This is a genomic window from Cytophagaceae bacterium (assembly GCA_016722655.1).
GTDB lineage: Bacteria > Bacteroidota > Bacteroidia > Cytophagales > Spirosomataceae > Leadbetterella.
This window is the reverse complement of record JADKIR010000004.1, coordinates 3,263,207-3,278,585: the sequence shown is the minus strand read 5'-3', so window position 1 is coordinate 3,278,585 and position 15,379 is coordinate 3,263,207. Positions and strand designations below refer to the sequence as shown.

12 protein-coding genes are annotated in these 15,379 nt (G+C 35.7%); 9 read left to right on the top strand and 3 right to left on the bottom strand.

The window, feature by feature from the left end; genetic code table 11:
* The first annotated feature begins 275 nt into the window (after nucleotides 1-275).
* Together IPP61_14810 and IPP61_14805 are read left to right on the top strand one after the other, a co-directional pair.
* Entirely contained in the window at nucleotides 276-1,280 is a 1,005-nt protein-coding gene (locus tag IPP61_14810) for a hypothetical protein (protein ID MBL0326428.1), read from the top strand.
* Entirely contained in the window at nucleotides 1,277-3,898 is a 2,622-nt protein-coding gene (locus tag IPP61_14805; protein MBL0326427.1) for a WG repeat-containing protein, read from the top strand. Before IPP61_14810 ends, IPP61_14805 begins: the two co-directional genes overlap by 4 nt.
* A gap of 756 nt (nucleotides 3,899-4,654) precedes the next feature.
* Here IPP61_14805 and IPP61_14800 read toward each other — a convergent pair.
* A complete protein-coding gene (locus IPP61_14800; GenBank protein ID MBL0326426.1) occupies nucleotides 4,655-5,707 on the bottom strand; it encodes a beta-lactamase family protein in 1,053 nt (350 codons plus the stop codon).
* Between the two features lie 470 nt (nucleotides 5,708-6,177).
* On the opposite strand from IPP61_14800, the gene IPP61_14795 reads away from it, so the two are divergent.
* From IPP61_14795 to IPP61_14770, 6 genes are all read left to right on the top strand, one after another.
* Nucleotides 6,178-6,345 carry a hypothetical protein gene (locus IPP61_14795; GenBank protein ID MBL0326425.1) on the top strand — a complete coding sequence of 56 codons (168 nt, stop codon included), beginning with the start codon at nucleotides 6,178-6,180 and terminating at the stop codon, nucleotides 6,343-6,345.
* Between the two features lie 160 nt (nucleotides 6,346-6,505).
* Nucleotides 6,506-7,030 (top strand): hypothetical protein, encoded by a 525-nt coding sequence (locus IPP61_14790; GenBank protein ID MBL0326424.1) that lies wholly within the window; start codon nucleotides 6,506-6,508, stop codon nucleotides 7,028-7,030.
* Between the two features lie 130 nt (nucleotides 7,031-7,160).
* Entirely contained in the window at nucleotides 7,161-8,450 is a 1,290-nt protein-coding gene (locus IPP61_14785; protein ID MBL0326423.1) for a hypothetical protein, read from the top strand.
* A 106-nt stretch (nucleotides 8,451-8,556) separates the two neighbouring features.
* Nucleotides 8,557-9,246 (top strand): DUF1349 domain-containing protein, encoded by a 690-nt coding sequence (locus IPP61_14780; protein MBL0326422.1) that lies wholly within the window; start codon nucleotides 8,557-8,559, stop codon nucleotides 9,244-9,246.
* Between the two features lie 290 nt (nucleotides 9,247-9,536).
* On the top strand, nucleotides 9,537-9,878 hold the full coding sequence (locus tag IPP61_14775; protein MBL0326421.1) for a DUF1330 domain-containing protein: 342 nt from the start codon (nucleotides 9,537-9,539) through the stop codon (nucleotides 9,876-9,878).
* A gap of 82 nt (nucleotides 9,879-9,960) precedes the next feature.
* Nucleotides 9,961-10,935 (top strand): glycoside hydrolase family 16 protein, encoded by a 975-nt coding sequence (locus IPP61_14770; protein MBL0326420.1) that lies wholly within the window; start codon nucleotides 9,961-9,963, stop codon nucleotides 10,933-10,935.
* 403 nt (nucleotides 10,936-11,338) lie between these two features.
* Here the strand turns inward: IPP61_14770 and IPP61_14765 are convergent, their stop codons facing one another.
* Nucleotides 11,339-13,483, bottom strand: a complete 2,145-nt coding sequence (locus IPP61_14765) for a xanthine dehydrogenase family protein molybdopterin-binding subunit (protein ID MBL0326419.1) — start codon at nucleotides 13,481-13,483, stop codon at nucleotides 11,339-11,341.
* Between the two features lie 76 nt (nucleotides 13,484-13,559).
* Nucleotides 13,560-14,021, bottom strand: a complete 462-nt coding sequence (locus IPP61_14760) for a (2Fe-2S)-binding protein (GenBank protein MBL0326418.1) — start codon at nucleotides 14,019-14,021, stop codon at nucleotides 13,560-13,562.
* A 160-nt stretch (nucleotides 14,022-14,181) separates the two neighbouring features.
* On the opposite strand from IPP61_14760, the gene IPP61_14755 reads away from it, so the two are divergent.
* Complete coding sequence (locus tag IPP61_14755) at nucleotides 14,182-15,372, top strand: MFS transporter (GenBank protein MBL0326417.1); 1,191 nt, start codon at nucleotides 14,182-14,184, stop codon at nucleotides 15,370-15,372.
* The last annotated feature ends 7 nt before the right edge of the window (nucleotides 15,373-15,379 follow it).

Genomic DNA, 15,379 nt, shown 5'->3' with positions numbered 1-15,379 from the left:
ATTCGAAAAAGAAGGAAAAAAAATTATATTTTTGAAGAGAAAATCCCAAAACCGCTTCTTAAAGAAGGGGTGAAGAATGCTTCTATCGTTTCAAAAAAAATATCATCGCAAAATATGAAATAATTAATAAAAAACTTTGCGGCTAAATGGAAGAACTTCAAAATTTTTTCTTGTTATAAATTTAATAAGTTTAATTTACTAAAAATAAAATGGTAAAAAAAGTCATAATCATACTTAAATTTTCTTTAATTTCAGTTCATTGCTTTTCTCAAAATATGGATCTAAATTTTTTTTTAAAAGAGGTGATAACCAAAGATTTTGGTAAGATTAAATTGATGAAAATAAATAAAAAAGATATTTTAATTGATTACCAAACATGGATAAGTCACGGAAAAATTACGAATAATTCAAAGGTTTCCTCCATAGAAGTAACAAATTTTCAAAATTTTACAATTAATAAAGAATCATTGACTAAAGAGTTTAAACTTATTGAAATTATTAATTCTTACCCTCCTATCAATGAAAAAATAACTATAATCAATTCTAAGGAAAAAGAGGTTTTTCATACCTATGTAAAATATACTTTTATGTTCAACAAATATCCTGGCATCCTCCTATTTAAAATAACTAATCCACTTTTCAAATCAGATATAGTTAAAACTTTTAACGATAAACCATATATCGATTTTGCCGGAAAAAACGGATATCTTGTAAAAATAAAAATTGAAAATGATGAAAATATGGCTCACTTGGCTGAAAATCCTGATGAAAACAATTCTCTTGTTGACCCACTTTACAGAGTAAAAAAATTATTGGATAACAATAGGCTAGATGAAGCAGAACAGGAACTTATAAGATTGAATCTAAAAGAAGGAAACGAATACTTAGTTGAAATTTGGAATATACAAAATAAACCAGAAAAGGTAATTGAATTATTGAATAATGCTAAATTTTTGACGCCAAGAGAAAAAATAAATTTGTTACAATCATATATTTTAACCAATACTATTGATTATAAATTTGCTTTTGAGGAAAACTATAGAACAATACAAGGAGCAGAAGAGAGGTTTATTTATAAATTCTATTGGACTATATTAAATTTAGAAAATGATGCTAATCCAAATTTAACATCATTTTTTGAAGTTACACCTTATATTGAAAATCGCAAATATAGATTGCATAATGACAAAATGACTGATTATATAAGAAGTCGTCTGATAACAAATGATGAAACAAAATATAAATTATTACAAATTTTACGAGTAATTAGAAAAAGATGAAAAATACAACTTTACTATTTTTGTGCTTATTAACTTTCAAAGGCTATTCCCAGTTTATTAATAAAAAAACACCTGATGGTTATTACATTGAAGCCTCCAATGGACATTCAATGATTTATAATAGTGACTTTCACCCACATTTAGATAGGAAGTTTAAGTATGTCTCCTTATCATTTGACTACAATGAAAAATTTAATTTCATTAATTTTTCAAATGATGGTGTAAAAAGAGGTGTTTTAGATAAATCAGGTAAAGAAATAATTCCACCTGTAAATGGTAAAATAGTCCCATCTGCATCTGTAATTAAAGAATGTTTTATTTACAGTAATGAAAAAGGGAAAGTAGGAATTGTCGATAGAAATTTTAAATATCTTGTACCTGGAATTTACAGTCGTATTTACGATTTTTATGATAAAAAATACTTTAGCTCTGAAGGTGAATTTAAATACAAATATAACCAAATTGGCTATGTAGTAGATATTAATCAAAAAGTTGGACTATTGGACCCCAATTTCAAAGAAATTCTAAAACCTGATTATCAGGAAATAATAAGTTACAATAATCAATTAATATTGAAAAAGGACAATAAACATGCGATTTGTGAATATGATGGCAAAATTCTTACTGATTTCAAATATGAAGAGATAAATATTATAGGTCATAATTACTACATCGTTGGGGTAGAAAACAAAAAAGGAATTGTAAATACAAAGGGAGAATATTTACTGCCGCCAGTTTATGATAAAATTACTCCTAATTTTCATTTGGAATATCAACGAATTAAAAACGATAAATTGAAAGATTCAATTGTAAGTAATGAATTTACTTTAATTCAGCGAGATAAGCAATTCGGCTTATTAATCAATAACACTGAATTCTTAAAATGTCAATATGATTCAATCTGGAAGTTTAATAATGCAAATTTATTGGGATTTTCTAAAGACTTTAAGCTAGGATTTGTTAATCTGGCAAATAATGAAATCTTCCAAACTAATTATTACCAAATTAAAGAACTTAATACCTATAAAGACCCTTTAATATCAGTTAAACAAGGTAATAAATTTGGTTTGATTAATTATAAAAATGAGATTGTTCTAAAACCCATTTATGACTCAATTGAAATCTCAAGGACAGGGTATTTGTTAAAACTAAATGGCAAATTTGGAAAATTTGATGATGCACTAAATCAAAAAATTGAATTTAACTACGATAAAATTATTGAATGGAATGATAGTTTGTACACAGCTTACGATGAGCAAAAATCTTATATTTTTTTGAACAAAATAAAAATTTTCGAAACTGAAAGATATGATGAAATTATTCCGAATTTCTCCAATTTTCATTATCAAAATATAGAAACATTAAAATTTATTGATATTAAAATAAATAATCTGGTTGGAAGAATGAAAACAGATGGTAAAACAATGTTCAAGCCAAAGTTTCAGTATGTATATTTTGGAACTGGTCATAATGGAATTGAATGCTTTGCAGAAAACGGGAAATATGGGTTAATTGATTCATTAGGAAATATTTTAGTACCACCAATTTCAGATGACATAATCTATGGTCGCGAAAAAAATGTTACAATTATTTCACAAAACAGTAAACAGATATTATATAACTTCAATAATGGGAAAATTTCAAAAAATAAGTACGATAAAATTGAATATTCTTACCCTCATCATATTATTCAAAATGGAAACAAAAAAGGCATAATTGATAACAATGGAGATGAAATTCTTCCACCTTCCATGGAGGATGTTAATATTTATGAATGGTACTCAATTATTAAAAAAAATGGAAAGTATGCTTATCGAAATCATAATGGGACAATGATTACAGATTTTGAATTTGATGATGGTTATACGTTTTACAAAAACCTTTGCCCAGTGCTTAAAAACCAGAAATTTGGATTAATTGATTCTACTGGTAAATATTTGGTCGATTTCATTTATGATAAAATGGAAAATTTAGGAAACAATTACTTTAAAGTAAGTCAAGATGGTAAATGGGGTGTAATTAATACCGAAGGCAAACTTATTTTAAATTTAAATTACTCAGAATACATAGAGCCTATATGTAGGAGTGGAAATTGCTATCCAAATAAAGACATAAAATATTTGACAGTAATTAATTTGAATACTTCGAAAACAGGTTTGTTTGATTTAAATGGGAAAGAACTTCTTCCAAGTGAATTTGAAAATATATACTATTTCAATAATGGTTTTATAGTAGATTCTGAATTAAAATCTAGTTATTATGATTTCAATTTAAACCCAATCTTCAATAAAAATGAAGAAATAAAAATAAATAGGATTGACGAAACTTATCTAGCAATTTCGAAAAACAATAGTTCACTTAAAATATATGATGCTTCTAAAAAGAGGTACGTTTCAAATACTGAATATAATGATGTTCGTTCAGTTTATTTATCGCAATATACCAAAGTCATTTTTTATTTAATACAAGATAAATGGGGTTTAATGAATTCAGCCGGTGACCTCATTACTAATCCAATTTTTGATGATTTTAACATCAAGGAAGAAACTATACTAGTAACAAAAAATGGGGTAAAAGGAAAAGTCGATTTGAAAGGTAATTTTACTAAGTTTGAATAAATAATTTTATATCGGTTAAAGATTCAATGTCTAAAAATAACATTTAACAATTAGCCTGATTATCGGGTGGCTAAATCACATGCCATATAGTATTCTTTTTTTGACAAATATGAAATTTCACATTATTTATTAATTAATAAAATTTTTCTAGTAATTATTCCCTTAGTCCAATCCCAAAATCAACTCTCTTTATAATTGCAACAAGAGACCCAAAAATGAAATCATATGAGGGTAATTTGAATTCAAATTTGGGTAAAATGAAGTTAAATTCGAGAAAATTGAAGTCAAATTCGTGGAATTCGATGTTAAATTCGTGGAATTCGAGATCAAATTCGTGAAATTCGAGATCAAATTCGTGAAATTCGAGATCAAATTCGTGGAATTCGAGATCAAATTCGTGGAATTCGATGTTAAATTCGTCGAATTCGATGTTAAATTCGGCGATTTCAATGTTAAAATCGACGAATTCGATGTTAAATCCGTGAAATTTGAATTCAAATTCGACGAATTCGATGTTAAATTCGTCGAATTCGATGTTAATTTAGCACAATTACCACTCCTTTTTAGGTTAATTGAGAACAATTTGTGCTGTATTACCCTTAGGATTTGTCGTTAAGAAAGTAAATTAGACGCTAATAGTCAGCATTTTAGCAGAAAAAATATTTAAACTTCAGGCCTAAATGCAGATTTTGGCCTCTTTTTCTTTTACCTATTTAAGTCAATTCATTGATAGAGACCCAAAAATTAAATAACCGGCTATTTGTCCAGTTTAAATGGTGCCAGGGCTTCTTTGGCGATATCGAGGGTCAACTGGGTGGGGGAATTGCAGTCACAATTGCTCAACCCAAGCACATAAAGGTCTTTTTCGGGGATATAAACACCCATAGTTTTAAATCCAAACACACTGCCGCCATGCTCGTAGCTTGTAAATCCGGCTAATTCTCTAATATGCCAGCCATACCCATAGGTAAATTCCTCACCGTTGTTGAGTCTATTCCTGGAAAAAACCTTTTTCATGGTACTTTCACTCAGCACTTTGTATTGTTTGAGGGTGTTTTGCCATTTCAGCATATCTTCGGCGGTGGCCATGAGGGCTCCTGAGGCATAGGGAACACTGAAATGTATGGCGGTCTTGTTTACATAACCGGTTTCTTTCTTATGGTAGCCATAAGCACGGTTTTTTATTATTTTGCGGTCACTGGCATAACCCGATTGCTCCATCCCGATCTTCCTGAACAGGTGCTCTGTAACAAAATCCTCATAAGTCTGCCCTGAAACCACCTCGATGATGTGCCCCAGTATCACATACCCTGAATTGTTGTACTCAAATTTTTCGCCGGGAGAAAACTCCACAGGTTCGTTTTTAAAGAAATCGAGCAACATGGCAGGGCTCATTTCCTTTTGGGCTATGTCTTTGATGGTTTTCATTTTGGTGAAGTCTTTGATACCTGATGTGTGCGTCAACAAATGATGGATACTGATGGCGGAGCCGTTGGGAAAGTCGGGAATATACTTCGAAATCGTATCTTCGGTACTGAGTTTTCCCTGCTCCTGAAGCATCATAATGGCCACAGCTGTAAACTGCTTGGTCATAGAACCCAACTGAAACACATTCCCGGTATGCATCTCACTTTCTGTTTCGAGGTTGGCCATGCCGAAGCCTTTCAGATAAACAGGCTTCCCATTTTTTGCAATCATAAATACTCCGCCGGGTCCGGCAGGATCTTTAAATACCGTTTTAATCATGCTGTCCACCTTTGCTTCGAGGCCCTGGGCATTAGTATGTGGACTCAATCCAACTGTTATCATCAACAAAAGGGCGGCCCGGGAAATTTTAAATAGCTTTTTCATAAGGTATTGTTTTAAATAATGCTTTTCGGCACAAAGATAGATGTGAAACCATGTACTATGCAATACACTATACTAAATTTATTATAGATGGCCGAAATACCTGATGAAAAGAGGAGCTTATATAATTTTTAATTATTGAAAAGAATTGAAAGCTAAAATAAGATAAGTTTTCATTTCTAAAAACAAACATTATGAATTGAAAAAATATCCGGATTCCCAATCTGTAAGAAATTCTTTTACCCTTCCGGATAATCAAAATCTAAATTGATGAATAGTTATGCCGGTTTTTCTAGCAAGAGTCTGCCGGTTTTAAAACTATATCATCTTCAATATTTTGAGAATTGGTAATTTTCTAATAATTTTAGATTGATTCTTTCAGGAAATTTGTGAAAGAAGAAAATTATTAAATTTACCAAAACAAATAAACTATGAAATCTTACAAACTCATTTACATGCTCAGCCTTATTTTCCTGACGACTTCCATTTATTTAATCATTCAATATCCTGACTCGGGCAGAACTTATCTTATCGCCGGACTTTTGGCATTGATTGGTTTTGTGGCTAATATTTTTGGCTATGCTTTGAAGAAGGCTTGAGTAGCAATTGAAATATTTGTCAAGTATTAGTTTAATCTGTAAACTTTGACTGTTACGATGAATTTTAATCACTTTATAAATAATACTTTTTTCATCATATTAATCTGTTAGGTAAAATTGAATAAATATTAAAGCGAGTTATCAAATCACAATTTTCAAAATGTTATACGTATTTTGGGGTTTATTAAATTTAAGTATCTTTTTGATATTCATTACTTTATGCTTTGAAGCTACGAAAGCCATAAGTGCAAAGAAAGGAAACGGAATAGCCTTTGTATTTGTATTGGGTCTGCTCTCATTGGCAGGGGGGCCAAATGTGGAGGATAATAATTTGGAACCCAACACCAACAAAATAAAAACCTGGGAATTTATATCGGAAGATAGTTTGAAAAAAATTACCTCTTCCCAGTTAATTATAGTCTTGGAAAACAACATTATTTCAAAAATTGAATTGGGAATCAAATACGGCAAAGAAGGTCTAACAAACATTCCGATAAGTGCCTATTCCATCACCAACGGTTTTATAAGTGGCACCAAATGGAAACCTGAAGCAATCCATTTGATGAAAACCGAGGATAATAATAAATTTGAATATGAAGTAGCTGGAATTTTAGATTGGAAAATCCTGGGAACTACCATCTATTCGCAATGGAAAGAATATAAAGGTGTTTCGGTGGTGAATTAATATATTTTATTTAACATTAAATCCCTTCTAAAAACTTCCATATTTCTATAATATAAAATTTTCCATATCTTCGCAACCGGCACTGTGGCTTATTTGAGCTACGGTTAAACTTCGGCCAATACTATTCAACATGAGAGCAATTTGGTTTATATTCTTTTTTTGGGTTTCCGTCAATGCCATGGGGCAAACTAAAGTTTACACTGATGACATCCGCCATTTTTATGAGGCGTTTGACAGCGTCAATCTCCAAACCGATAAAGCCTTGCAACTGAAAACGGTGCAGACCCTGTATGTAGATCGTGCCAGCCAGGGTCTCAAAGATTTTATGGCCCTGGGCGGGGGAAATACCCAAAGATGGCTCAACTACATGATTTACAATAAAAAGTATTTGCAGGAAATCCGGCCCAATCTCGAAAGTATCTCCGGGCAGATACCCGAAATCCAATCCCGCCTGAGCCAGGTAAAAGCGGTTTATCCCGGCTTTAAAGACGGCAACATCTATTTCATAGTAGGCTGTGGCCTGGTGGGGGGTAGCCCAAGTAAATCTACCCACAGCCTGATACTTGGTGCTGAGGTATTGGTTAAAAAGAACGCCCAATGGGCCATACCTTCGGCCATTCATGAGTTTATCCATTTGCAGCAAAAAGATGGTAACGGGCAGTTGCTGACCCAGACCCTCAATGAAGGCGTGGCGGAGTTTCTTTCAGAGCTGTTTTTTGAGCAGGAGCTGGCCGGCAATGGCTACGCACCGCACATTGTTTTTGGCAAAAGTCATGAAGCAGAGGTATGGAAACAATTCAAAGCCGATATGTTTGTAAAAAACCGGGGATTTATGGGCTGGCTCTATGGCTCAAAGGCCATCGGAGGCAAGGAAGTACAAGACCTGGGCTATTTTGTAGGTTATAAAATCTGTAAAGCTTTTTATGAAAAATCCTTAGATAAAGCCACTGCCATCAGGACCTTACTTGAGCTGGATCTGAGCTCTGACGAAAGTATCCGGGCATTTGTGCTAAATTCGGGCTACGGTAGCCCGGCAGACAGGGAATATATAGAAAAGGGCGGCTTTACCGAACAAAAGGAGGAAAGCAAAATCGAGAAAAAATTGTACGGCTACCAAATCAAAGGAAAGCAGGTGATATTTCAATTCAGCCCTCCGCAGGTATTTCTGGACAGATTCAAGGGCGATATCGGAAGGGTGTCGGTGGCGGGGAGTTTTAACGACTGGAATCCCGGAGCAGAGCAATTCAGATTGAAACGCATGGTGGGAAACAGATTTGAGTTGGTACTGCCCAAAGAAAAGCTGAAATTGGAGAGCCGGCCACAGTTTAAATTTGTGATCAATGAAGACATCTGGATGCCGACACCGGAAACGGCTCTGAATGTAGATGAAAGCTCCGGGAATCTAGTGATTGAGCAATGATAGGTAAATTTGATTTAGCGTTTTATTAACTTTTTATTTTTCCTAATAAATCCTAAATTCGAATATTAAAAACTTTACATCAGAAGTTGTAATTGCATTTATCACTATGAAGAATCACATTTGGATACTTATTGGTTTTTTTTTCACATTTATTTCCTGTAAAAAAAGAGAGGATAAGTCCTTTGGTGAACCCTGCTCAATAGTGCTCAATAATGTGGCATTTACCCGTTCACTAAACGGTGCTATGAATGTCAGCCGGGCAGAGAAGAGCAGACTGATAATGAACGCCATCGAAAAAACTGACTATTTCAATGAACCCGATGGCTCCAATAATTATGGCAACGCCCCTGTTTTACTGACAAAAGTAGATAACCAAAAGCCCTTTACATTTACGGCTAAAATCTCCCCTACCTGGCAGGAAACTTATGATGCCGGAGCCTTGTATGTTTTTCTGAACGAAAAACGCTGGTTTAAATTTGCCTTTGAACGCGACGAACGCAAGCTCAGGAGAATGGTCACCGTCAAGACCACCGAAACCTCCGACGACAACAACCATGATGTGGTGGACAGCACGAGTGTATATATGAAAATGTCATCTGACAACAAAACCATAGGTTTTTATTATTCTACCGACAAAGCCAACTGGCAGCTGGTACGCTTATTCAGGAATGAATATCCGGCCGAAACCTGGATTGGCATCAGCAGCCAGTCGCCCATGGGAAAAGGTAACCAGACTGTCTTTGAGGATTGTTCCCTTACCCAAACCAGCATTAAAGATTTCAGGATGGGGATTTGAGTTAAAATGTTTTGGGATACCTAAGAGGACACGGCTTTTTGTTGTGTCTTTTTTAACACAAAGCTTATTAAAACTTTATTCTTGATATAAAAAGCCTTTCAACCTCCTGTGTACCTTATGCAGTATTTCCTAATGTGAGACCCCGATATCCTTTTAAAAATCTTAATTCATTTGTTTACCTTATTACCAAAACTTACTTTAGCAAAAATTTAGCTACAAGGATGAAAAAAATCTTTTTTGCCTTATTTTTAGGCCTGAACCTAATTGGAATCGCCCAAACCGAAATTGTCATGAACCCATCAAATACTTCCGAAAAACAAAAATCGGCTGAGATTTACATCACCCAGTTAATATATGTAATTCCCGGCCAGGAAAAAGTTTTTAATCAGTTTGAGGATATTGCCATCCCTCAAATATCCAAATACAATGGCAAACTGCTGTTACGGACACGTGTTGAGCAAAAGGCTGTCATCGAGCAAAATATGGAAACGCCTTATGAGATTCATCTGGTGGTGTTTGCTTCGCAGCAAGATTTTGAAAACTACATGAAAGATGAAGAAAGAAAGAAATTTCTGCATCTCAAAAACCAATCGATCAAAGCAGCAGTTTTGATTCAGGGAATTAAACTTTGAAAATACCGGGCTGGTAAGCAGTGATAAAAAAATCTGTAGAAAAATCCTATTTTTGTAATAAATCTAAAACCTTAATTAAAAAATGCTTAAAAAGCTTCTGACCTTCTCAATTGTTGTGTTTTTCATTTTTGCATGTGGTAAGTCTGACCAACCTTGTTCTCAGAAAGTCTGGTATCTAGACCTGGATAAAGATGGTCTTGGCGATAAAAACAAAACTTATAAGGATTGCGAGCAACCTATTGGATATGTCGATAATGCCAACGATGACAATGATCAACCCATTACCACCCCCATGAAAGAATTTCCGGAAAAAGGATACACTACTCCGAAAACTTATGCGGGCATGGAATTGGTATGGGCCGATGAGTTTGAGGGAACGAGTCTTGACGAAAAATACTGGAACTATGAAACAGGTGACGGCTGCCCCGGCAACTGTGGCTGGGGAAACAATGAACTGGAATATTACAGAAAAGAAAATACTACTTTGAAAGACGGCCATCTTTTTATTACGGCCAAAAACGAGACTTTTAACGGAAAACAATATACTTCTTCCCGACTTACCACTCAAAACAAAGTGAATGTAAAATACGGAAGGATTGACATCAGGGCAGCCCTACCCAAAGGAAAAGGAATATGGCCTGCTTTATGGATGCTGGGCAAGAATATCAATACGGTAGGTTGGCCAAAATGCGGTGAAATTGACATCATGGAAATGGTGGGTGGGACAGCTACTGATAATGAAACTCATGGCACTGTACACTGGGACAATAGTGGCAGCCATGCCCAATACGGAGGAAGTACAAAACTTCCTTCAGGAATATTTAACGATGAATTCCATGTTTTTTCTATCACCTGGGATCAAAAGTTCATCAAATGGTACCTCGACGACAAGCAGTTTCATGTAATCGACATTAGTCCGGCAGGACTAAGCGAATTGCAGGAAGAGTCTTTCCTGATTTTTAATGTGGCAGTTGGCGGAAATTGGCCCGGTAGCCCGGATGCCAATACCACTTTTCCACAAAAAATGATTGTAGATTATGTAAGGGTTTTTAAATAATAAAATCCTTGATATGTCTTATCTAGAAAAAGAGACTGTATTTGCATTAAACTTTCTAACAGTTTAATATTTTATAAATAAAAATAGGCCTTTAATCTACCTTTAGAGGTTATTTTGTTAAAAAAACACCCAATTACATTCTTTGTGTCGGCTGCCGCCTGGGCCTTCATTTTTTTTCGAAAAAAAACGAAGCAAAAAAAACTGCACCCTGCAAACTCACACACTCAAAATTCTCATAAACATTTATTTATATAATTTTACTTTCTCCAATTGAGAATTCTGATTGTGTTCAAACAGTGCAGGCTGTTATAAGGTCACATTTTTTTTAATTTATCCGTTTGAAAGTAAGAAAAACAATTCTGCTTATGATTTCCGATTTTTATTTTCATAAAAAAACAAAGAATCAGCTCAGACTCAATGGCAGCTTTCTTTCTCTTTTTCCGGTAAGATTAAAAATGGCATTGCCCAGGGCCGGTGCAATCGGAGGAAGGCCCGGCTCACCAACACCTCCGGGTTTTTCACGGTTTTCTATGATGTGAACTTCCATTTCGGGCGTTTCGCTGTTTCTGAGAATCAGATAATCATGATAGTTGCTCTGTACACATTGATTATTTTCAAATCTGATTCCCGGCTTGGTAGCAGCCTGAATTCCCATAATGATATTGCCTTCGGTTTGTGCCACAACATTATCGGGGTTTACATACATGCCGCAATCAATCACTGAAACCACTTTCTTTACTTTTATTCCTTCATCTGTTTTTACCACCGTCACACAAGCAGCCGAAATACTGTCGAAAGACCTGAAAATGGCGATTCCTTTTGCTGTACCCGGAGCTGAAGGGGTTTTATAAGCTGATTTCTCCACCAATACATTCAGGACATTGGTAAACCTCGGAGCATTTTTCAATAAACCCAATCTGAAATCCAATGGGTCCTTACCGGCAGCCAGTGCCATTTCGTCGATAAAACATTCCTGGCCCCAACCAAAATTGGAAGCATAAACACTTCTCCACCATACAATAGGAATACTGGTTTTAACCCTACTATAGGATACTTTATTTACATCTATACTATATTCATGATTTTCCTGGCTTAGCTCACCGCTTAGCCATGGATCAGCCTGGGTAGAAGGTAAGCCATTATAAACCTGACCTAAAATTGATTCTCCGATTGCCTGATGATGAAAAGCGGTTGCCTGACCATTTTCGATAACCCCCTGCATTTTGCTTAACATTCCAGGACGAAAGGGTCCCTGAGAGATGTCATCTTCTTTACTCCAAATCAATTTAACAGGTTTTTTGATTTTTCGGGCTATGTCACAGGCTTCCATTAAAAAGTCCATGTAAGCTTTTCTGCCAAAAGAACCTCCCAAAAGCGTTACGTTGATTTTTACTTTTTCGGGTGAAACCCCCAAATAACGGGAAACTTCGGAAAGAGCTCCATCAGGTCCCTGAATCGGTGCCCACACTTCCACACTACCGTCATCTTTGATGTGTACGGTGGCATTTTCAGCTTCAATGGCCGCATGAGCAAGAAATGGAGTCTCATACACGGCTTCCAGTTTATTTTTTGCTTCGCTGAAAATCGCATCAAAATCACCATGCTCTTCTGCCCTTATCCCGGGTTTATTGGCGGCAGCATAGGCTGCTTCAAAATATTCATCTGTATTTTGATTCAGATATTTATCGCGGTTGGCTTTCCAGTCCACCAATACTTCTTTGGCGGCCTTCATGGCTGCCCATTGATTGCCGGCGATCACAGCAACTGCCTCTGATTTGCTATGAGGCATAGCCCGCTCGATTTTAATAATATCCAGCACTCCGGCGATTTTGCGGGCGTTGGTATCATCCATTTTATTGATAATATCATGAATTCGCGGCGAATGGATCACTTTTGCATAGACCATGCCGGGTATTACGGCATCAATACCAAATACGGCTTTTCCACTTACTCTGTCAGGTACGTCAAGGCGTTTATTGTATTTACCCAGAATCTTAAATTCCTCAGGTGATTTTAGCTTAGGGTTTTTAGGTACTTCATAAGTTGCTGCCAGATCGGCGAGTTCGCCAAAACTAAATTTCTTCCCGGTCGATTTCTGAATTATTTGACCATCCTCAGCATAAAAATCGCTGATTTGACCTTTAGCTTTTTCGGCGGCAGCTTTGATCAGCATTTCTTTGGCTGCGGCTCCTGCTTTCCTTAAATGCATCCACAATCCACGTACGGTGCTACTTCCGCCCGATTGTTGAGAACCATATTTTTGCCTGCCGTCAGACTGAATAACTTTAACTTTTTCAAGGCTAACTTCAAGTTCTTCAGCTATCAACGAAGGTACCGCCTGAGTTGAACCCTGCCCCATGTCGGGACGACTATTGACCAGGGTAATGAGTCCGGTATTATCAATGATGATAAATGGGTTGATTTCCAGCGAAAAACTAGCCGGATTCACTTTCTTTAAAAGGGTTTCTTTGGCAAAGGTATCCAGACCAATACTAAGGCCGAATCCCGCTAAACCCAATGTTTTTATAAAATCTCTTCTGGCTTTCATAGTTTAATTTCACCCCGTTACTTGTAGAAAGGAGGCGTTTTATATTTAAATGTTTTTTAACCTCGAAAATGAAAAATTAATTAACACCTGCTGCTCTTTTTATGGCTTTGTTGATTCGCTGATAAGTTCCGCACCGGCAAAGGTTTCCTTCCATTGCAGCTTCGATGTCTTCATCATTAGGTTTCGGGTTGCTGTTGAGCAAAGCAACTGCCGACATAATCTGACCCGATTGACAGTACCCACATTGTGGAACCTGCTCCTCAATCCAGGCTTCCTGCACAGCATTTAAAACCGGCTCTGCAATACCCTCAATAGTAGTAATTTTAGCTTTTTTCGGGATTGAACTAAGCGGCAACTGACAAGAGCGAACGGCCTGACCGTCGAGATGGACAGTACAGGCACCACATTGGGCCATTCCACATCCAAACTTTGTACCTTTCAGATTTACCAGATCTCTGATAGCCCAAACCAAAGGCATATCGGCTTCAGCATTGAGCTTATAGACTTTTTTATTGATATTAAGATTGTAGGTTGGCATTTGAGGTTGAATTGTTTTGAGTAAAAATAAAGAGAATTTTAATTTAAATGAAATTTATCACATAAGTTTTAAATTAGAACTTACTATTTAGAACTAAAATCAAAATATTCCTGTAGTTTAATTGTTACAATTTAAATTTGCATTTACCACTTAATATTTTTTGAAAAAGATCATAAATGATACATTCGGCGGCCTTTCCCGCGAAGTTTGGTTGTTGTCAGCGGTTATGTTTATTAACCGTAGCGGCACCATGGTCATTGCTTTTATGAGTGTTTATCTGACTCAGGAGCTGCATTTTAGTCTTACCGATGCCGGATTTATTTTGGCCGCTTATGGCGTCGGTTCTCTCACCGGTACATGGCTTGGAGGCAAACTGACAGATATTTTCGGAAATTTTCCTGTCCAGTTTTTTAGCCTTTTAATTGGAGGAATCATGTTTTTGGTGACTGTCCAGACCCAACATTTCCCAACATTAATTATTCTGGCTTTTTTGCTTAGCGTAACGGGTGAAGCCTATCGGCCCGCAAACAATGCATCTATCGCAGAGTTTTCCAATCATCAAAATTTTACCCGATCGGTTTCTTTGGTTAGGTTGGCGATTAATCTGGGTTGGTCAATTGGTCCGGCATTGGGTGGTTTTTTGGCAGCAATAAATTATAAATGGCTGTTTTATGTGGATGGCTTTACCAATATTATGGCAGCAGGTCTGGTACTATTATTTTTAAGAAAATCTCATAAAAAGCGGGAGCGAAAAAAAATTAAAGATGCTGCCCGGGAATCTGTTTTAAAAGATCGGGTGTTTGTGGTTTTTATTGTTTTCGTAACACTCTATGCAATAGCATTTTTCCAGATATTCACCATTGGCCCTTTGTTTTTTAAGCGGGATTGTGGCTTTTCAGAACAAGAAATTGGATTACTTTTGGGAATTAATGGTCTTTTGGTTGTTTTGATAGAAATGTTTTTAATCACAAAAATCGACGGAAAATATCAGAAACTCAGGCTAATCAGTTTTGGGGTATTTTTGGTTGTTATCAATTTTGTTTTTTTTGCATTTACCCATAATTACTGGTTGCTAATGCTTGGAATCGTCTTTGCCACTTTCTCAGAGATATTTGCCATGCCTTACATGAATACTTTTAGTCTGGAAAGGGCAACGCCTCAAAACAGAGGAGCTTATTCCGGACTATATTCTATGACCTGGGCCATTGCAAGCGTGTTTTCACCATTTTTGAGTACCCAGGTTATTGACAAGTTCGGTTTCCGATCTTTATGGTTAGTACTCGGAAGCATCAGTTTGGTGTCTATGATTGGATTTGTTTTTATTGGGAGATATTTGAGAAGAAACAAATAGATGAGCT